The sequence below is a fragment of the Psychrobacter sp. ANT_WB68 genome, from assembly GCF_008369115.1.
GTDB lineage: Bacteria > Pseudomonadota > Gammaproteobacteria > Pseudomonadales > Moraxellaceae > Psychrobacter.
Genome location: NZ_VOAZ01000001.1, coordinates 368,305 through 387,934, shown reverse-complemented (window position 1 = coordinate 387,934; position 19,630 = coordinate 368,305). Strand labels below are relative to the sequence as shown.

16 protein-coding genes and 1 tRNA gene are annotated in these 19,630 nt (G+C 42.9%); 6 read left to right on the top strand and 11 right to left on the bottom strand.

All coding sequences use genetic code 11. The features are described 5' to 3' along the window. The first annotated feature begins 137 nt into the window (after positions 1 to 137). Positions 138 to 1,724, top strand: a complete 1,587-nt coding sequence (locus tag FQ084_RS01670; protein WP_149488905.1) for an isocitrate lyase — start codon at positions 138 to 140, stop codon at positions 1,722 to 1,724. 217 nt (positions 1,725 to 1,941) lie between these two features. Further along, a complete protein-coding gene (locus FQ084_RS01665) occupies positions 1,942 to 3,633 on the top strand; it encodes a CYTH and CHAD domain-containing protein (RefSeq protein WP_149488904.1) in 1,692 nt (563 codons plus the stop codon). Between the two features lie 217 nt (positions 3,634 to 3,850). Here FQ084_RS01665 and FQ084_RS01660 read toward each other — a convergent pair whose 3' ends face one another. Continuing rightward, positions 3,851 to 4,465 (bottom strand): nitroreductase family protein, encoded by a 615-nt coding sequence (locus FQ084_RS01660; protein WP_410477320.1) that lies wholly within the window; start codon positions 4,463 to 4,465, stop codon positions 3,851 to 3,853. Between the two features lie 214 nt (positions 4,466 to 4,679). Continuing rightward, positions 4,680 to 5,219 (bottom strand): L,D-transpeptidase, encoded by a 540-nt coding sequence (locus FQ084_RS01655; protein ID WP_149488902.1) that lies wholly within the window; start codon positions 5,217 to 5,219, stop codon positions 4,680 to 4,682. Between the two features lie 146 nt (positions 5,220 to 5,365). Here FQ084_RS01655 and FQ084_RS01650 point away from each other — a divergent pair, with 146 nt between their 5' ends. Next, positions 5,366 to 6,652 (top strand): hypothetical protein, encoded by a 1,287-nt coding sequence (locus tag FQ084_RS01650; protein ID WP_149488901.1) that lies wholly within the window; start codon positions 5,366 to 5,368, stop codon positions 6,650 to 6,652. Between the two features lie 147 nt (positions 6,653 to 6,799). On the opposite strand, the gene FQ084_RS01645 is transcribed toward FQ084_RS01650, so the two are convergent. Then, a complete protein-coding gene (locus FQ084_RS01645) occupies positions 6,800 to 8,038 on the bottom strand; it encodes an argininosuccinate synthase (protein WP_149488900.1) in 1,239 nt (412 codons plus the stop codon). Positions 8,039 to 8,435: 397 nt separating this feature from the next. Here FQ084_RS01645 and pyrC point away from each other — a divergent pair, with 397 nt between their 5' ends. The 3 genes from pyrC to FQ084_RS01630 all read left to right on the top strand — a co-directional run bounded on the left by pyrC (position 8,436) and on the right by FQ084_RS01630 (position 10,907). After that, entirely contained in the window at positions 8,436 to 9,506 is a 1,071-nt protein-coding gene (gene pyrC / locus FQ084_RS01640) for a dihydroorotase (RefSeq protein ID WP_149488899.1), read from the top strand. Between the two features lie 199 nt (positions 9,507 to 9,705). Continuing rightward, positions 9,706 to 10,458, top strand: coding sequence for a ribonuclease T (gene rnt, locus FQ084_RS01635; protein WP_149488898.1), 753 nt, complete (start codon positions 9,706 to 9,708; stop codon positions 10,456 to 10,458). A gap of 373 nt (positions 10,459 to 10,831) precedes the next feature. Then, positions 10,832 to 10,907: transfer RNA gene (locus FQ084_RS01630), tRNA-Glu, on the top strand. Positions 10,908 to 11,136: 229 nt separating this feature from the next. Here the strand turns inward: FQ084_RS01630 and FQ084_RS01625 are convergent. The 8 genes from FQ084_RS01625 to kdsA all read right to left on the bottom strand — a co-directional run bounded on the left by FQ084_RS01625 (position 11,137) and on the right by kdsA (position 19,564). Then, positions 11,137 to 11,760 (bottom strand): BLUF domain-containing protein, encoded by a 624-nt coding sequence (locus tag FQ084_RS01625; protein ID WP_149488897.1) that lies wholly within the window; start codon positions 11,758 to 11,760, stop codon positions 11,137 to 11,139. A gap of 461 nt (positions 11,761 to 12,221) precedes the next feature. Continuing rightward, positions 12,222 to 12,989, bottom strand: coding sequence for a 2-C-methyl-D-erythritol 4-phosphate cytidylyltransferase (ispD, locus tag FQ084_RS01620; RefSeq protein ID WP_149488896.1), 768 nt, complete (start codon positions 12,987 to 12,989; stop codon positions 12,222 to 12,224). Positions 12,990 to 13,151: 162 nt separating this feature from the next. Next, complete coding sequence (locus FQ084_RS01615; protein ID WP_149488895.1) at positions 13,152 to 13,460, bottom strand: FtsB family cell division protein; 309 nt, start codon at positions 13,458 to 13,460, stop codon at positions 13,152 to 13,154. Between the two features lie 135 nt (positions 13,461 to 13,595). Further along, positions 13,596 to 14,912 carry a phosphopyruvate hydratase gene (gene eno, locus FQ084_RS01610; protein ID WP_149488894.1) on the bottom strand — a complete coding sequence of 439 codons (1,317 nt, stop codon included), beginning with the start codon at positions 14,910 to 14,912 and terminating at the stop codon, positions 13,596 to 13,598. A 352-nt stretch (positions 14,913 to 15,264) separates the two neighbouring features. Beyond that, complete coding sequence (locus FQ084_RS01605; RefSeq protein WP_149488893.1) at positions 15,265 to 17,607, bottom strand: heavy metal translocating P-type ATPase; 2,343 nt, start codon at positions 17,605 to 17,607, stop codon at positions 15,265 to 15,267. A 339-nt stretch (positions 17,608 to 17,946) separates the two neighbouring features. Further along, on the bottom strand, positions 17,947 to 18,171 hold the full coding sequence (locus FQ084_RS01600; RefSeq protein ID WP_149488892.1) for a heavy-metal-associated domain-containing protein: 225 nt from the start codon (positions 18,169 to 18,171) through the stop codon (positions 17,947 to 17,949). 238 nt (positions 18,172 to 18,409) lie between these two features. After that, a complete protein-coding gene (locus FQ084_RS01595) occupies positions 18,410 to 18,664 on the bottom strand; it encodes a heavy-metal-associated domain-containing protein (protein ID WP_149488891.1) in 255 nt (84 codons plus the stop codon). 24 nt (positions 18,665 to 18,688) lie between these two features. Further along, the gene (kdsA, locus tag FQ084_RS01590; RefSeq protein WP_149488890.1) at positions 18,689 to 19,564 is read right to left on the bottom strand and encodes a 3-deoxy-8-phosphooctulonate synthase; all 876 of its coding nucleotides are present in this window, start codon (positions 19,562 to 19,564) and stop codon (positions 18,689 to 18,691) included. Positions 19,565 to 19,630: the final 66 nt, after the last annotated feature.

The window sequence follows — 19,630 nt, the reverse complement described above, 5'->3', positions numbered from 1 at the left end:
CTATTTCATACAAGCTTATTACGGCGACGATAAAAATCAGGTTTATGTTTTAGTAAGATACAAAGTTAGTTGCCCCATCTTTAATTGTTTTAACAATTAATTTTTCGTTTTTTTACACCCCACCAAGGAGACTATAGATGTCAACTGCATATAAATCAGCGATCGATTTAGTACGTGAATTAAAGCAAAAGCACGGTAACTGGCAGAACATTAGCGAGACTGATGCGGCACGTATGATGTCACAAAACCGTTTTAAAACCGGTTTGGATATCGCCAAATATACTGCAAAAATCATGCGTCAAGATATGGAAGACTATGACAATGATACGTCTCAGTACACGCAGTCTTTAGGTGCATGGCATGGTTTTGTTGCCCAGCAAACTATGTACGCTAAGAAAAAATACTTTGGTACCACTTCTAAAACTTACATCTACCTATCAGGTTGGATGGTTGCAGCTCTACGTTCTGAGTTTGGTCCTCTTCCTGACCAATCTATGCATGAAAAAACCTCTGTACCTAAGCTAATTGAAGAAATCTACACTTTCTTACGTCAAGCTGATGCTAAGGTACTAAACGATTACTTCCGTGAGCTAAACGCTGCAGAAGAAGCCGGTCAAGACACTTCAGCTATCCTAGAAAAAATCGAAAACTTTGATTCACACGTTGTGCCAATCATTGCTGACATCGATGCCGGTTTCGGTAACGAAGAAGCGACTTACTTGCTAACTAAGCAAATGATTGAAGCTGGTGCTTGTGCTATCCAAGTTGAGAACCAAGTATCTGACGCTAAGCAATGTGGTCACCAAGCGGGTAAAGTAACTGTACCGCATGAAGACTTCATCTCTAAACTAAATGCGATTCGTTATGCATTCTTAGAACTTGGTGTTGAAGACGGTATTATCGTTGCTCGTACTGACTCTGAAGGCGCATCACTCACGCAAAAAATTCCAGTATCAAATGAGCCAGGTGACCTTGCTTCTAAATACATCGACTTCATCGAAATGGAAGAAGTGACTTTAGAAAACGCAAACGAAAACGACAGCTTGCTTAAGCACAACGGCAAACTAGTACGTCCAGTTCGCTTGCCAAACGGTCTATATCAGTTCCGTGAAGAAACGAACATCGACCGCGTTGTACTTGACTGTGTGACCGCTCTAGAAAACGGTGCTGATCTACTATGGATCGAAACACCAACTCCAGACGTAGAACACATCAAAATGATGGTTGACCGTATTAAAGAACAACAGCCTAAAGCCAAGCTTGTATACAACAACAGCCCATCATTCAACTGGACGCTTAACTTCCGTAAGCAAGTTATCGCTCAGTGGGAAGAAGAAGGTAAAGACATCTCTGCATACAATAAAGATGACTTGATGAGTGCTGATTACGATGGTACTGAACTTGATACAGCAGCTGACGAAGCGGCTAGAAACTTCCAACGTGATGCATCACGTGAAGCAGGTGTATTCCATCACTTAATCACGCTACCTACTTACCACACGACTGCTCTTAGCGTTCATGAGCTTGCTAAAGGCTACTTCGGTGCAGATGGTATGCTTGCTTATGCAGCTGGTGTACAACGTAAAGAAATCCGTGAAGGCATCGCTTGTGTTAAGCACCAAGCAATGGCAGGCTCGGACCTTGGCGATGATCATAAAGAGATCTTCTCTGGTGAAAACGCCCTTAAAGCTGGCGGCGGCAAGAACACGATGAACCAGTTCTAATCACCGACCACTTATAAGTACATTTTATAAGAATAATTTATAAAAAAAGCCGTCCTACATTGTAGGGCGGCTTTTTTATGTGCTATAAGTAATGTGACTGTTCAGCACTCATATAGCTTAAGTCAGCCAACCAAAACGAAAGTTTTACTTGTTATTCACCGGTAGCTTTCATACGATGGTAATCACTGACATTTTATTAAAACAATCGGGAGCCATCATGCAAGAGATAGAGCTAAAATTTTTGGTACCAGAGTCGAGACTAAAAGGTTTGCTGCGCCAAGCACAAATCAAATCTTCCGAGGTGACGCAACTGGCTGCCCATTATTACGACACCCCTGACCAACAGCTTGCACAGGCAGGTATTGGCTTACGTATTCGTCAAGAAGGCGATGCTTGGGTACAGACTATCAAAGCAGGCGGCGACGGTATTGCGGCACGTTTAGAACACAATGCAGTACTGGATAATAAGCAGGTACAGGCGATGCTCGAGAGTAATACGCTCATGCCTGATTTAAGCATTTATAAAAACACCTCTGTCGCTCCTGCTCTGGCTAAATTTAAGCTAAAGAAATTGGCCAAAAAACTCATACGGCTATATGTGACCGATGTAGAGCGCACTACCCGATTGCTGGTAGATGATAGTGACGATGAATCGAATAACCATATTGAGATGGCATACGATTATGGAGAAATTATTCACGGTAATGATGAAACCTATCGCACCGCTATTCAAGAAATTGAGTTTGAGCTGATATCAGGCGATATCGATTTCTTATTTACAACCGCCAAAACCTGGTGTAAGCGCTATAAACTCTGCCTATCTACGGTGACCAAAGCTGAGCGCGGTGGTCTGCTAATCACTGAGCGAAATCATAGCCCAGCGGTTGGCGCTGACCTCAACCGACTAACTGTCAACAAAAACAGCAGCATACCTGCTTTTATACGTGCAGCCGTGCATAACTGTCTGTTGCAAATACTACCAAATAGCAGTGCTATCGTGGCTGGCAGCGACGACGATGACCATATCCTACAACTGTATATCGGCACTGCCCGCTTGCAAGCTGCTCTACAAGTATTTGCCAGCTACTCTGACGAGATCAATCCAGACTGGCTACCAATATTAAAACAAACAGCGGCGTTACTGAGTGAGTACCGAGAGCTTACCTATCTCGCCTCGCACATAGAGCCTGACTTACAACAGCAAGGCGCACCTATCGTCGATTGGACAGCAGACATTGATGCGCTAAAGATGACCCCAAAGGATACCGTCAGCGCCAATGATTTTCAGCTGACCTTACTTGAGCTGATTGCTTTTACCATGAGTGACCCAAGCCTTGAACCGCAAGCTGATAAACCCGTCATCGATAAGCTGGCAAAAACGCTATCTAAACAGTATGCGAAGCTTGGCAAAACAGCGCAAATGTTACAGAGTAAAAAGGGTGCTGACTTTGATAGCATCACTATAGAAAATAATGATTTGAAAAATAAAGCTTTGGAAAGTGTTGGTTCAAAAGATATTGACTCAGGAAGCATCAACTCAAAAAACGTTGATGTAGAAAATGACGATATAGAAAACATTGATATAGATGATAACGATGAAGAGCAAGCCATTCATGAGCTTCATCACCAGTTAACAACCTTACTTTATATCAGTGAATTCGCCGCGCCCTTATTAGATAAGAAAAAGTCAAAAAAGAAAACCAAACGCTGGCTAAAACGTGTGGTGAAAGCGCAAACGGCCTTGAATCAATATCGCAATCATCTAACATATCAACAGTGCTATCAGTTGAAATCAGAGACTGATATCAATGCCTTATATGGCGCTGGCTGGTTTGCGGCAATGCTTGCGATAGACTATAAGCATACCGAAAAATGCTTGGCTAAGGTGACAGACAGCTCAATATTTTAGTAAAAATATTCATAGCAGAATGATAAAATTCTTTCATAGAAAAGACAGCTCACTTTATATGGGCTGTCTTTTTTTAAGGTACTTTTTTTAAAGAGCTTTTTTCGCTTGGATGACTAAACTAAGCCATGTTGAAAACTTAACGACTCGACTCAGTCAATCATACATCAAAAATTAGCACGCATTTGCTACGCCCAGTTCTTGTATGAGCTTAGCTCTTTTATAAGCCTAATACTTTCATACGCTCATTGACTGGCTGATAAGTTTTCTTGCCAGCAGGCTCAACAATATTACCAAACGGCATTTGCGCCACCAATTCCCAGCTATCTGGGATAGAAAAAGCCTTAGCCACATCTTCATCAACAAGCGGATTATAGTGCTGTAGGTTGGCGCCAACATTCAAAGTACGTAGCTCTGTCCACATGGCATACTGGTGCATGGCTGAGGTTTGCTGTGCCCAAACTGGGAATTTGTCAGCGTATAGCGCAAACTGTTGTTGCAGTGATTTGGTCACATTTTTATCTTCATAAAATAGCACGGTACCAGCGGCGGCACGGAAGCCATCCAGCTTTTGCTTGCTGCCAGAAAAGTCGCCATCACCGACTGCTTGACGCAGTTTTTCTTCAGCGATATCCCACAATTTCTGGTGCTCTGCACCAAACAAGACGACCAAACGCGAAGATTGTGAATTAAAAGAAGAAGGAGTATGTAATAAAACCCGCTCTGCTATATTTACAATCGCTTGTGGCGCTACTGGTAGCTCGTTGCCCAATGCGTATATTGAACGGCGCTCATCAAAGGCTTGTTGTAAAGTGACTAGGCTTTCTTTAGACATCATCATTGTCCTTGTAATTATAATAGAATGTAGATTAAACGAGCCATGCTTGGCATGACACGTTAATTATGAACAAGGAAGCTATTATATCAATATACTAAATAATATCTATAGTCTATAAAGTTTATTTTATCAATCACGCTATGAAGTAGTTCTGTTTTACTTAAGCTTTTTAGTAAAAATAATTTCATCCGAAACCGTTAATGGATAGTAGTTAATTAGCAATAATCGTCACCGATGTGCCCTCTTGCACGTGCTCAAATAGCTCAACAATATCTTCATTGCGCATACGTATACAGCCATGCGAGAGTGGCACGCCCATCGGCTCAGTATCTGGCGTACCATGAATATAAATATAACGCTGATAGGTATCACAGCCACCTTGGCTATTACTGCCTTTATTACAACCTTCTTCGAGACCACTTAGCCAAAGAATACGGCTCAATATCCAATCGCGCTCAGGGTGTCGCTTACCAAGCTCTGCATCATATATCTCGCCAGTGGGTGTGCGTCCTACAAACACCGTATTCATGGGTTCACCTGCACCTATTTTTTGGGCGATAAAATGTTTGCCAAGTGGCGTGCAGCCGCTATCTTGCTGACTGCCAATACCATTTCTAGCGGTAGACACCGTATATTGAGTCACTTCTTTATTGTGTTGGTAGAGCGTGAGCGTTTGCTGAGCAATATTAATAACCAACTGCACATTAGAACTTTCGTTAAACTCTTCGGTAAGTTTTTCATTATTTGTCATAAATAGATTCCGGCGGTCATTGATCTAATGGATGTCATTGTTGACCGCGTGATGAGTAAGTTGATTGAATTTTTCTATTATTAAGGGATTGTATCAAGGCCTTTGGCACCGTAATATAGGGGCACATTTTTTGATGCTAGCAGATTATGACGACTATTTCACCGACACGTGTGTCGATGTATGATTTTCTCTATCAAGATACTAAGCCGATGGTGTCATTATTGGCAGATGCTGCCAAGCTTTCATTACCACAAGCTCGACTGGCGATGGATGCCAGTTTGCAGGCTATTGTCAGTGCCTTGCTTGCTTATCAGCAGCACAATGATGGGCAAGCCGTGAGCAAAAAGCTGTTTGGTCGCGGCGCTGTCAAAGAGCTACGCCAATATAACTCAATGAATTTTTCGACCATTAATGCGACGTTGTATCATCGCCATGAAGCGGCGGATGCCATATTCTATGATAATGCCCGTGTGATTAAAGCGAGTGATTATATTGCTGAACAGATTGACGCAACGACTCAGCAAGTACAGATACTCCTCACCTCTCTATGCGTGATAGCCTTACGTGAGCTGGCTATTTTAGCCGAATATAGCCAACTTGATAATGACGAGATGGATAAATGGTTCGCCTTACAACCACAGTTTTTATTCGCTGCTCGTTTTGCCGCCAATGATCCAACGTCAGTTTCTGTTGAATTGAATGAGGCTGATGAGGGTCCGACCGCATCGATTGAAGCCGCTTTAAACTCGGCAGAAGAAATAAAAGCAGAAGCTGAAAACACTCCTAACACGGAACGTACCTTATTAAGCACAGCAGAGCTCACTGGTACCCCGCCATCTTTCAATCCTTACTGGCATGAATTAACGACATTCAAGCCTGAAAATCAACAGCCTGTGCAAGATATGCAACTAGCGACGAGTAATTATTTAAAAGTCATCGGGCGCTCCTCTGCAAATGCCCAACAAGGCAAACATAACGATTTGTTGATGTTTGCAGAAATGACCGCTATCAGCTTGCCACACCAACGCTGGCTGCTGCAACTGGCCAAGATTTCAGAAATATACTTACAACGTAACCGACTACGCATCACCTCTGAACCTGCCAGCGCACCGAAACCGCCTTTGGTCAGTTTGGGCTTAATCGGTGGCAATAACGATAATACACCGACCACCACCAGTGAAAAGCCCATTGAATACGACGCATCTATTCCTCTCTGGAAAAATCCCGTTATCCTGATTATTATTGTTGTTCTCGGAATTCTCGGAGGGCTTGCCGCTCTCAAATATCAAAACCAAAAATCTGACGGCGTCTTGTTGGCGACAAAAGAGGTGATAGAACAAGAGCTTATAGAAGATCGTCAACAGCAAGATGTGGCCATTGTTATGTTAGACGATGATGAGGCTGATGCTGAGGCACCAGAGGTGACTCAATGATAAATGGAAACACTTAGTACATAGTTACTTAAGTAGCTAAAATAGTATTGAGAAAAACCTTCAAAAAACCCCACAAAAAAGGCGCTATTAATATAGCGCCTTTTTTTATTCATATTTTACATTTATGCTTTATTTAGCACAAATTGCTTACTTCGATAAATCACGACCACGGCTGGCTTCGATCGCTAAACGTAGACCATTTAAGCGAATGAAACCTTCGGCGTCTTTTTGATCATAAGCACCAGCATCGTCTTCAAAAGTAGCAATTTTTTCGTCAAATAGTGAGTCATCTGACTTACGACCAACGACGCTTACAGAACCTTTGTATAATTTGACGCGTACTGTACCGTTGACATATTCTTGTGATTTGTCAATCAAGGCTTGTAGCATCATACGCTCAGGGCTAAACCAATAGCCGTTGTAGATAATCTTAGCGTAGCGTGGCATCAACTCATCTTTTAGATGCGCCGCTTCACGATCTAGGGTCAATGATTCGATACCGCGGTGCGCTTTTAGCATAATGGTACCCGCTGGCGTCTCGTAACAGCCGCGTGATTTCATACCGACATAACGGTTTTCAACGATATCTAAACGTCCGATACCATGCTTACCGCCAATCTCATTAAGCTTAATCATAACTTCATAAGGCTTAAGCGCTTCACCATCGATAGCAACGATGTCGCCTTGTTTGTATTCTAGCTCTAAGTATTGTGCTTCGTCTGGTGCTTCTTCTGGGCTGACTGACCAACGCCACATATCGTCTTCTGCTTCGGCGTATGGATCCTCTAAGATGCCGCCTTCATAAGAAATATGCAGTAAGTTGGCGTCCATTGAATACGGAGATTTTTTCTTATTGCCGGCATAATCGATAGCAATATTATGTTCTTCAGCATATTTCATCAAGCTTTCACGGCTTGATAAATCCCACTCGCGCCACGGCGCAATGGTTACAACGTCAGGAGATAGTGCAACCGCGCCAAGCTCAAAACGTACTTGGTCGTTACCTTTACCGGTCGCACCATGACTGATGGCATCGGCGTTGTGTTCCTTAGCAATTTCAACCAAACGCTTAGCGATTAGTGGACGCGCGATAGAAGTCCCTAGCAGATACTCGCCTTCATATATGGCATTGGCACGGAACATCGGGAATACGTAGTCACGGGCAAATTCTTCACGTAAGTCTTCGATATGGATATGTTTGATACCCATCGCTTCAGCTTTGGCACGTGCCGGCTCAACTTCTTCGCCTTGACCGATGTCAGCGGTGAAAGTAATCACTTCTGCATCATAGGTTTCTTGTAGCCATCTGGCGATGATTGAGGTGTCAAGACCACCTGAATATGCCAAGACGATTTTATTAATAGTTTTTGGATCAAGCTGAGCCATGAAGAACTCCTAATATAAGAATTTATTGTCGAATACATTTAATGGGACGTAAAATGCGAATGAGGGGATGAAATCAATAAAAGACAGATTGCCTACTCAGTGTACATCATATTTACTAACGGCAAAAGTGGCACGGCTATCAGCTACTAGGTTTTCCCTTATATTTGAGGTTAATTCTAGAAATAGGCTTATTTAAAATATCAGACAACTTAATCAACCATCATTTCTAACCACATTCTAAAAACTCTAGCTAAAGTTAATCGGGCAAAAAATCGCTTATCATTTATGTACAGATATTTCGCCGCATATTTAGTCAAGTAGGCAAATCTGTTATGATAGCGGCACAGCAAGACTTCCTTTTACTCCCGTATATGACGATATAGAGCGCGATGACACCATGACTGATTCGATTAGAGAATTAACCATCCTCCAGCCAGATGATTGGCATATTCATTTGCGCGATGATAAAGCGTTAGCAACCACCGTTCCTCATGCCGCCGAGAGCTTTAACCGCGTCATTTGTATGCCAAACCTTGTGCCACCTGTTAAAAATGTCGATGATGCCCAGGCTTATCGTGCACGTATCATGCAGCAGCTACAAGCAAGTGATTTGAGCACTGAGCGTAAAGCGGCTTTTGACCCACGTATGACCTTGTATCTTACTGATAAAACCACGGCAAACGATATTGAAATGGCTGCAAAATCAGGTATCGTACAAGCGGTCAAGCTCTACCCTGCTGGTGCAACCACCAACTCTGCTGATGGCGTCACCGATATCAATGCCTGCGTCGATGTTTTTGAAGCATTAGAAAAATACAATCTGCCCTTACTACTCCATGGTGAAGTGACTCACGACCATGTCGATATTTTCGACCGTGAAAAACGCTTTTTAGACGAAGTATTGGCACAAATCATCCTCAAATTTCCAACCATGAAAATTGTGATGGAGCATATCACCACCAGTGATGCTGCTGACTTTGTCTTAGCGCAAGGCAATCAAGTTGCTGCTACTATTACGCCGCAGCATCTGATGTTTAACCGCAATCATTTGTTGGTCGGTGGTATCAAACCACATTTTTATTGCTTGCCTATCCTCAAGCGTGAAAGCCATCAAAAAGTATTGTTGGATGTGGCCACCAGTGGCAATCCGAAATTCTTTTTAGGCACGGATTCTGCACCTCATGCGACGGACGCGAAAGAATCTGCTTGCGGCTGTGCTGGTTGTTACAGCGCCGCTACTGCACTACCGCTATATGCCACCGCTTTTGATAGCGTGGGTAAAATAGACAAGTTAGAAGGGTTTGCGAGCCGCTTTGGCGCTCAGTTCTATGGCCTACCTGTTCATGAAAGCACTATTACTTTGATAAATACGCCGATGCAAGTACCAACTAACTACCCTTACTTTGATGGCTCGTCGTTAACGCCATTAATGGCTGGCGAGATGTTACCTTGGTCTATTAAAGCCTAACAGCAACGATGTAAAACCCTCTGCATTTTATCCTATGATAGATAATGCTTTTCTGCTAAAAAGGCAATATCCTTAGCAAGAGCAATACTCGTATCATAGGATGTTTGTTTTTAGTAGTTTTTATTTCAATACTTTAATTCAACTCTTTAATTTTTAATTCAATGCCACAGTACGACTGATAAAAGTGATTTAACTTGATATGACCATTCAAAACGATGCTGCCCTACCTGAAAACAATGTAACCAATACGATCGATGGCAACACAGACCAACAAACACCCATGACCTTAAAAGAGCGGTTTCGTAAGTTTCTACCTGTTGTGGTCGATGTGGAAACTGCGGGCTTTAATGCGCAAACTGACGCCTTATTAGAGATTGCCTGTATTCCTGTGCTACTGAATGAGCAGGGAATATTTTATCCAGGCGAGGCTTTCAATGCTCATATCGAGCCTTTTGAAGGCGCAAATCTCGAGCCAAGCGCCCTTGCCTTCACTGGTATTGATCCTAAAAACCCACTACGTAAAGCCATTGCCGAAGATGAAAAAACAGCGCTGCGCCGTATTTTTAAAGGCTTAAAAGAAGTGCGCCGTGCTGAGGACTGCCGTCAATGCGTCCTAATTGGACACAATGCGCACTTTGACTTGGCGTTTTTAAATGCGGCGGTGCTGCGTACCAATAGCAAAAACCATAACCCGTTTCATAACTTCTCAGTTTTTGATACTGTGACGCTGTCTGCGTTGGCATTTGGGCAGACCGTACTGGCACGCGCCTGTAAAGCGGCAGGGCTTGACTTTGATGGCAAAGACGCTCATTCAGCGCTCTATGATACCCAAAAGACTGCCGAGCTCTTTTGTCATATCCTGAACAGCTACCCTATGCTAGCTAATGCGATGCATGTCGAACAGAGCAATTCGGAGATGCCAGAAGATAGCGCGGCAGACACCGCATTATAAGTAACTGATAGAGATAGAAAATAACATAAAGCACATGTCCTACATTGTTAAACTCAACTAATAGTGCTATTTATAGTTCATAACCTGTTATGGATTATTTGAGCTTAACGAAAGGGAATTTGCTATGGATCCACAGTTTAAGTTATGGGCAACCATCATCGGTTATATGCTCCTCGCTTTAACCATTAGCACTTGTACATCGTTATGGATCCGTTATCATTTAAAGCGTAATGACCTACATCCACGTCGTGCACTCAAGAAAAGATATTTAATTTTAAAAAGACGAAGAAAAAGGCTTGACAGAAAACGTAGACGCTATTAGAATACGCACCACTTCAGCATAAATGGTGAAAGCAGCTGAAGCGTTGTACTAGTCCCCATCGTCTAGAGGCCTAGGACACCGCCCTTTCACGGCGGTAACGGGGGTTCGAATCCCCCTGGGGACGCCACTATTTGGCGTCACTTGTTAGCAAGTTTGCTGTAAAGCATCGATAAGACTAATAAGCGTACCATCAAAAACCCCAATCACATTTTTTGTGATTGGGGTTTTTTTATGCCTGTTCATTTCTTATGGGTTTGTATAAGTAAAGGGTAATCTGCTTATTGTATTTTACGACAGCAAAAAGCCAGCGGTTTATGCTGGCTTTTAAATATATCGTTTTAATTATTTAGAACACTCTACCAAAACTTATCTGCTAGCATCAGCCAAAGTAGCGCCAATACAATCAAGCTGCCTAGTATGGTCTGAATGAGAAAAAAGGCTTGGTGCTGTCCAACTACCTTACCTAAGGTTACCCCTAGCGTGTTATATTTTATCGGCTGTGTATCAAGCTCACCGGTCTTTTCTTGTTCTTCATAATAACCTTGCAAAATATCTAAAAACTCCTGCCATTCATTAGATTTCCAAGTATTGGGCTTAAACGGCATAAAGGTTTTAAGTTTAGGCTCGTTCATCATCCAACGTTCAAGGGTAATAGAACGTAGCGACCAACCAGCAAAACGGCGCTCAGTAATGGCTGAAAAATCCAGTATCTTTAAATCTTTATGTCGATCATCTACCAATAAGCGATTTTTTAGATTGGTTAATGCTTGTTCAGAACCTTCCACACATTGCAAGAAGTACCCATTGCCGTAGCAAAGAATACCCGTAATGTTATCGGCTTTATTATGCTTAATGGCGACTTCTGCGATGTCGTTAAGCGTGCTCGAACTTGCAAGACCAGTCGACGTAATGTGGCTCAGATATACAAGCTGGCAGAGATCTGGCTTTACTGGATTTGTCGAATCATTGACTGTTGACAATCAGCTTCTCCCTATTTTTAGGTAAATGTAGCTAAGACAACCATACTAACTTTAGTATAAAAAATACTGACAAGGCAGTTGAGGATAGCAAACCGACTTTTATATCATTGATTTATAAATGTTTATATTAATTGTATTAAGTTGGTTACATCATAGGCTAATTTCGTGACCAAAGCAATATATGTTTATCGTCAGTCATTAATTATTAATACTAAACTGCGCTTTAGATTTATTTACATATAGAATTCAGTATGCATTTTTGTTGCTGTTTTGGAATAAAGAGAGTGAGAAATCTCTAAAAATACCGGGAAATAATCAGCATGATGCAATACGCTAAAAGGACTCAATTTTAATCTTGAGACCTTTTAACGTTTATAACGCAAATGCTAAGAGTGAAAAATATGGATAAGAAAAATTCAGGTAAGATGATAAAGAGAGCGGTAGAGTTGTTACAATGCTGATTATTGTGTTTGGGCGGTAAGAATCGCTGCGAGCAAAATAGCGTCGTCAGGATAAGTAAGTTTAATATTCTGGCGGCTGCCCGCTACCAGACGAATCGGTAGCTCTAAATATTCAAAAGCGCTCGCTTCATCGGTAATATCTAGCTGATTTTCAGCAACGTAAGATAAAACTCGCTGCAACTGTCCTAGGCGAAATACTTGAGGCGTTTGTGCTTGCCACATATTACTACGATCGATAGTACATTTAGCGTAAGAATGGATGCTGCCGCTATTTGCAAGCTTATCTGTAAAGCTGTCTATAGTCTCAGATTGGGCGGCAGAATGAAAGTAGGACTTTTTCAGCGTATCAGCCACCGGTGTGGCTAAAATAGCGCCATAAGGCTCTAGCATCGCCGCTTCAATAACCTTATTAATATCCTCACTGGATACAGCAGGACGCGCGGCATCATGTATCACTACCAAGTCTGAATCATCAGCACCTGACTGACGAATGGCTTCTACCCCTGCTTGGACTGATTGCCAACGCTCAGCGCCGCCAATGGCATACTGTATAGGAAGCGCAAAATTAAGCGTTTGTGCCATATTATCATCTGCTGCTATGACCAATAAGCAGTTATCAATATAAGCACTACACTCAAGTCGTGCCACGCTATGCTGTAGCAAAGTTTGCCCTTGCAGCTCGGTATATTGTTTGGCGATAGCGGAACCAAAACGACTACCGCGACCAGCAGCGACAATCATGGTATGTATATTAGGAGTGGTGTTCATAAGGCAGGATTCATAATGTCGTACTCATGGTTAAATTCCATGACGATATGATTGGATAGAAATGAAGAATGAAAAAGATAGAGGTTTAAAAAAAGATTTTAAGGTAAACAACATCTCTATTATAGATAATAGAAGACCATCATTTTATAAAACTAAGAGTGATTAATAACGACTGTGCGTCGTAGGCGCGGTTGATACTTGTACAAAGGTCTCATTTGGTTTAATCAAGCCCAAATCTAAACGAGCGTGCTCTTCTACTGCTTCAAGACCGGTCTTTAGGTCATGAACGTCAGTCCGTAGCAAGTTGTTTGCGGCCACTTGATTGTCATTTAGACGCTGCTGCTTTTCGATTTGTGTCAGCAATTTATTATGCTCAAACTGTCCATTTTCACCCAGCCAATACTGATATTGCAGTCCTAACAACACCGCAACGGCTAACGCAAGTAGGATAAATTGGCTAAAGTATTTCATAAATTGATTACGCCAAACGATGAAAGGACAATGAATTAAAGTAAAAACTGGCTAGGCTTAATAACGTTGTTAAGCGATATATCCCCATATTTATGACAATATATCACTTAGTTTTAAGCCCAACTTCTTAGCTTTTTAACCACGTAGACCGATGAACTCTTCACGACCACGATAGCTTGCACGTACTTGCTGCTCAATACGTAATAGCTGATTGTATTTGGCGACGCGGTCTGAGCGGCATAGAGAGCCCGTCTTAATCTGACCAGCAGCCGTACCAACCGCTAAATCTGCAATGGTACTGTCTTCAGTTTCACCTGAACGATGCGAGATAATCGTTGCATAGCCATTTTTCTTCGCCAAATAAATGGCATCTAGGGTTTCTGATAAAGTGCCAATCTGGTTAAACTTAATCAAGATGGCATTGGCAATATGCTTATCAATACCTTCTTGCAAGATGGCAGGATTGGTCACAAACAAATCATCACCGACCAACTGAACTTTATCACCAATCTGCTCAGTCAAGTACTTCCAGCCATCCCAATCTGACTCATCAAGGCCGTCTTCGATAGAAATAATAGGATATTGGCGTGCTAAACCTACTAGATAGTCTGAGAAACCTTGGCTGTCGAAAGCTTTATTGCCCTCACCTGCCAAGACATATTGACCGTCTTTATAAAACTCGCTAGCAGCACAGTCTAGAGCCAAATGGATATCTTCGCCAGCTTTATAGCCGACTTGCTCAATCGCTTGCATGATAACGGTAATGGCTTCTTCGTTGCTACGTAGGTTTGGTGCAAAACCGCCTTCATCACCGACTGCTGTATTCAAGCCTTGCGATTTTAGGACAGATTTTAAGCTATGGAAAATCTCTGTTCCCGCACGCAATGCTTCTGAGAAGCTAGTAAAACCAACAGGCTCAATCATAAACTCTTGGATATCAACCGTGTTATCCGCGTGCTCGCCACCGTTTAGAATATTCATCATCGGTACAGGCATCGTCAGTGACGTCTGATTGCGCAAGTTAGCAATATATTGATGTAGTGGTAGACTTTGTGACTTGGCAGCAGCTTTTGCCGTTGCAAGAGACACAGCTAACATCGCGTTAGCACCAAGACTGTCTTTATTTTCTGTACCATCTAACGCAATCATCGCATCATCGATGGCTTGCTGCTCAGTGACGTCTTTATCCATCAACGCACTGCGAATCTGGCTATTAACATTGGCAACGGCTTTTTTGACACCTTTACCCATGTAGCGATCTTTATCGCCATCACGCAGCTCAAGCGCTTCACGTGAGCCTGTTGACGCGCCACTTGGAGCAGCAGCACGTCCAATCGTACCGTCAGCTAAGATGACATCAGCTTCAATCGTTGGGTTACCGCGTGAGTCTAAAATCTCACGAGCGCGAATGTCTTTAATTGCGGCGACGTTGGTGGTTTCTTCAGCGTACATAATGTCTGTTAATTCCTTTGGTCATGCCAAGTTTGTGGGATAAATAACGGCAACTAGAATACAAAAAAGATAAAGCAAAATATCGTATAGCTACTATACGCAAACCAACTTTGCCTGTTTGTACGATGGGTAAAATCGACTCATTCAGCGCATGATTTTGCGAATAGTTAAAAGTTGGTTTGGCGCTTTAAGCGTCAGCTATAATGCTTGGCATCATAGCATAAATTTTGCCAAACTTCCCTTATCTTACACCAACTTGCGCCCATAAAATTAGATATGGGCAGCAATATCAGACATTAAAGACTCGTTTTAGTCCCTATTTGCTCCTACGATATCGCAAGTGGTTTAATACTTATACTTTTGTTAAATCTTTACTATCAGCATGGGAGTCAGAGACTGTGTTATCCAGCTCAACCTCTGTTTTAAATCGCGTTAAACGTAGGGCGTTCATTAATACCGAAATAGAGCTGAGCGCCATCGCAGCGGCGGCAATCATGGGATTTAAAAAACCAAAAGCTGCAAGCGGAATACCAAGGCAATTATAAATAAAGGCAAAGAATAGATTCTGCTTGATATTACGCACCGTTGCATTGGCAATTTTTTGCGCCGCATCAATATGCATGAGCGACTCACCCATTAAGCGCGCAGAGGCACTATGCTGCGCAACATCAGTGCCTTCAAACATGGCAAAGCTAGCGTCAGCAGTTGCCATTGCTGGTGCATCATTGACGCCGTCCCCAGCCATCGCCACTTTATGACCGGCCGTTTGCAATAGGGCAATTTGACTGGCTTTATCACGTGGGCTCATTTTACCGTAAGCTTGCTCGATACCTAGCTGACCTGCCACATGATCGACGACAGACTGCTTATCACCACTCATCAAAATGACATTGATACCAGAATCCTGTAGTGCGGTAATGGCTTGCGGAGTGTCATCCTTTAAGTCATCAGCAAGGGCAAAAGCGCCTAGCGGCTCATTATTGATACTAATGGCAACCGTACTGGCAATCTGCCATACCTTTGGCATCAGTTTTGGCAGCGTTAAATGAGCAAACTCTGCGGTGCCAACCTTTACCAAACCTAAGCCTTCGATATTTGCTTGTATGCCAGCGCCCTTGATAACACTAATATCAGTCACATTCATCAACGGCAAGTCGCGCTCGGTAGCCGCGTTAATCAATGCGGTCGCTAGCGGGTGACTAGCATGGGCCTCAACACTTGCAGCAATTTGCAAGACATCGTCAACGGCAAGTGACTTATCAACCATGACCTGATCGACGATAGTCGGCTTACCGATGGTTAATGTGCCCGTTTTATCAAGTACGACCGTATCAATATTACCTGCTGCCTCTAAGCTTTGTGCGTCTTTAAACCATACGCCGTGACGCGCGGCGACGCCCATACCAGCCATGATAGCAGCTGGCGTTGCTAAGCCTAAGGCACAGGGACAAGCAATAACCAACACCGACACCGCATGCATTAAGGCGGTATCAACCATACCCGTCAGCCACCACGTCAGCCCGAAAGTGATAAGGGCAATGGCGACTACGACTGGGACGAATACTGCCGTCACTCTATCAGCAAGTCGCGCCAAATTGGCCTTCGAGCCTTGTGCATCGCTGAGCGCTTGTACCATATCGCCAAGCTTAGTATCGCTACCTTTAGCACTGACGCGATAGAGTAAGCTGCCATTCTCAACGAGAGCACCTGCTAGCAGTCCGTCACCTACTTCTTTTTTGAGTGGTACTGATTCACCAGTCAAATGACTTTCTACACACCAACCACTACCACCGATGACCTTACCATCAGTTGCTACGCGACTCCCTTGCTTAGCACGTAAGACATCTCCCACTTGCACGTCTTGTAGGGCAACATTATGAAAGTCGCCATTCGGTTGCTGCTGCTCAACTTCATCAGGGGTTAATGACAATAATAAATCGATACTGTTTAAGCTGTGCTTTTTGGTGCGCTCTTCAAGATATTTACCGGTACGCACAAAAGCAATGACCATCACCCCTGCTTCAAAATACACTGCTGGGCCGTGTCCCCCAGCGTGACCACTTTGCAATAGACTGTTTAAAGTGCCATCGCCATGTGTCAGCCATAAATAAGTAGAATATGCCCAAATGGTTACCGTACCAATGACTACCAACACGTCCATATTGGCCAAACCGCCTTTGATAGATGCCCAAGCACTTTTATAAAAGGGTAACGCCAAGCCAAATTGCACAATCGTCGCTAAGATAAACTGAATCCAAACGGATGGCATCCACGCCATACCCTGCCCAACAAGCATGCCTGCCATACCGACTAAAAACGGCACTAAGCAAACCCACAACCCAATCAATCGCCAAGGGTATTTAGTGACCGTATCCGTTTGTGCAAATAAACTATCGGCTGCTTGCAAATTGGCCACAAAACCCGTTTTATTCACCCATTCTGTCACTTGCTCAGGCGTGGTTTGGGTCGGATCATAATCGACATTGGCAGTTTCACCGGCGAAGTTTACACTCACCTCGTATACTGACGGCTTTTTATTCAGCACCTTCTCAATTCGCGAGGCACAAGCCTGACACGTCATCCCATCAATCGATAGCTGCAGGTGCGCACGCTGTGGCGCAAGCATCGTATCGGATTGAATGTCAGTTTCTACATCGTAGGTGTTATGTTTGTCGGTAGGGGTAGAATCATTCATAAATAAAACTCGGTATGCCGTTTATGCGTTATAGCGTTATAAATTCGTCTGAGCTAGAAAAACAGCTCAGTGGATAGATAAATATCTTAATCAAACAGGCCACTCATACTAAAGAGATACGGTTAGGCTGAATTTCAGCATATTTAAAGGGTATTTCTCTAAACATACTGAGATAAATCTTAAATGGTCATGATTGGTAGCAATTCAAATGTTTCAATCACTTCAGCTTATTCAGCAATATTGAAAAAGAAAAAACTGTATTTAGACTCTACTACCAATAATTTTTGATCATTAAAAAACCAGCCATAATAGCTGGTTTATTTAATTAAATAACAACGCTTACGAGTTAGCGACGGTCGCATCAAAGCCAGCTTCATCGATAGCAGCAGCAATACTCTCTGCACTGGTTTTGCTATCATCAAAGGTGACGGTCGCTTGATTGTCGGCAAGCTCGATACTGATATCATCTAAGCCATCGATATCGGCGGTGGCATTATGGACGCTTGCTACACAGCCGCCACAAGTCATACCGTCAATTTTAATAATACGTGTTTGGTTTGCCATGAAGACTTCCTTATTTTTATAAGTGTATATTTTTATCGCTTCAATAAACTGCTTTCATCGCTGTTTTTTAAAACACCATAAGAACAGCACTCAACTAGCATAAGCCGAATGAGGCTGAACAACAAGTTTGATTGCTTGTATATTTATGAAAGCCTTTTATTAAAGTGCGTTTTATTTAAGTATTTTTAATAAAGGCTTCGTCATAAAAATCATCACCCACAATCCAATGCCTTATTTGCTAATCATGATAACGTGGATTTTGCGGGGCATCGATAGGAAATGGCTGAGTAACGTAATCGACCATACTGATGGCCGCGACAAAAGCATGGATGGTCGTTTGCGTATCATCATAACGGATGAATGCAATACCATTCTCAGGTTCTAGCTCAATTTCAGTAACACCGGTAATGTTTTTTAACGCCGTCATCACGCCCTCTAACCCTTCAGTGTCATCGATATTTTCGATACTCACTTGTGCTATTTTAATCGCCATCGTCCTATCCTCTCGTTGATATCCTTAATGCGTATCCAATACCTCAAAGCCTTTGACCAAATCATCTATCTGCTTCAATTGACGTAAAAACGGCTCTAGTTGACTCATACGCAGTGCACATGGGCCATCACATTTCGCGGTTTCTGGACTTGGATGCGCTTCTAAAAACAGCCCTGCCAATCCGGTTGCCATCCCTGCGCGTGCAAGGGTTGTGATTTGCTCACGGCGTCCGCCTGCGCTATCACTACGTGCACCCGGCTGCTGCAAGCTATGGGTCACATCAAAAAACACAGGTATATCCATCTGCTTCATGGTATCAAAGCCCAGCATATCAACGACCAGATTATTATAACCAAAGGCACTACCACGCTCACAAAGTATGAGCTTGTCGTTACCACCTTCAAGGCATTTATTAACGATGTGACGCATTTCATGCGGTGCTAAAAACTGAGCCTTTTTAATATTAATAATCGCGTCTGTTTTAGCCATTGCATGGACCAAATCTGTCTGACGTGATAAAAACGCAGGAAGCTGAATGATATCAGCAACTTCAGCAACGGGTGCGGCTTGATAGGGCTCATGCACATCAGTAATAATCGGTACTTGAAACTTTTCTTTAATCTGACCTAGCCAGTCGATACCCTGCTCTAGCCCAGGACCTCGATACGAATGCAAGCTTGAACGGTTGGCTTTATCAAAGCTGGCTTTAAATACATAGCCGATACCCAAACTCTGGCATATCTCCACATATTGCTCAGCAATTTCAAACGCCAACTCTTTTGATTCTAAGACATTCATACCACCGAATAATACAAACGGTTGGTCGTTGCCAATATTAATAGTATTGCCATTTGGCGTGTTAAGCTGAATATGCGATTGTGCCGTTAATAAATGTTCCATGAAGCAATTGTCCTCTTTATTGTTATTAGCAGTTATTATTACTCCTCTGTATTGTAACCGATAGCC

Coding starts and splice junctions, on each gene's coding strand:
- FQ084_RS01595 (WP_149488891.1), bottom strand. CDS start 18,664: ATGGCGATTAAAATAGCACAAGTGAGTATCGAAAATATCGATGACACT.
- ispD (WP_149488896.1), bottom strand. CDS start 12,989: ATGAACACCACTCCTAATATACATACCATGATTGTCGCTGCTGGTCGC.
- kdsA (WP_149488890.1), bottom strand. CDS start 19,564: ATGGAACATTTATTAACGGCACAATCGCATATTCAGCTTAACACGCCA.
- FQ084_RS01605 (WP_149488893.1), bottom strand. CDS start 17,607: ATGAATGATTCTACCCCTACCGACAAACATAACACCTACGATGTAGAA.
- FQ084_RS01615 (WP_149488895.1), bottom strand. CDS start 13,460: ATGAAATACTTTAGCCAATTTATCCTACTTGCGTTAGCCGTTGCGGTG.
- FQ084_RS01645 (WP_149488900.1), bottom strand. CDS start 8,038: ATGGCTCAGCTTGATCCAAAAACTATTAATAAAATCGTCTTGGCATAT.
- FQ084_RS01650 (WP_149488901.1), top strand. CDS start 5,366: ATGACGACTATTTCACCGACACGTGTGTCGATGTATGATTTTCTCTAT.
- FQ084_RS01670 (WP_149488905.1), top strand. CDS start 138: ATGTCAACTGCATATAAATCAGCGATCGATTTAGTACGTGAATTAAAG.
- pyrC (WP_149488899.1), top strand. CDS start 8,436: ATGACTGATTCGATTAGAGAATTAACCATCCTCCAGCCAGATGATTGG.
- FQ084_RS01660 (WP_410477320.1), bottom strand. CDS start 4,465: ATGTCTAAAGAAAGCCTAGTCACTTTACAACAAGCCTTTGATGAGCGC.
- FQ084_RS01665 (WP_149488904.1), top strand. CDS start 1,942: ATGCAAGAGATAGAGCTAAAATTTTTGGTACCAGAGTCGAGACTAAAA.
- rnt (WP_149488898.1), top strand. CDS start 9,706: ATGACCATTCAAAACGATGCTGCCCTACCTGAAAACAATGTAACCAAT.
- eno (WP_149488894.1), bottom strand. CDS start 14,912: ATGTACGCTGAAGAAACCACCAACGTCGCCGCAATTAAAGACATTCGC.
- FQ084_RS01655 (WP_149488902.1), bottom strand. CDS start 5,219: ATGACAAATAATGAAAAACTTACCGAAGAGTTTAACGAAAGTTCTAAT.
- FQ084_RS01600 (WP_149488892.1), bottom strand. CDS start 18,171: ATGGCAAACCAAACACGTATTATTAAAATTGACGGTATGACTTGTGGC.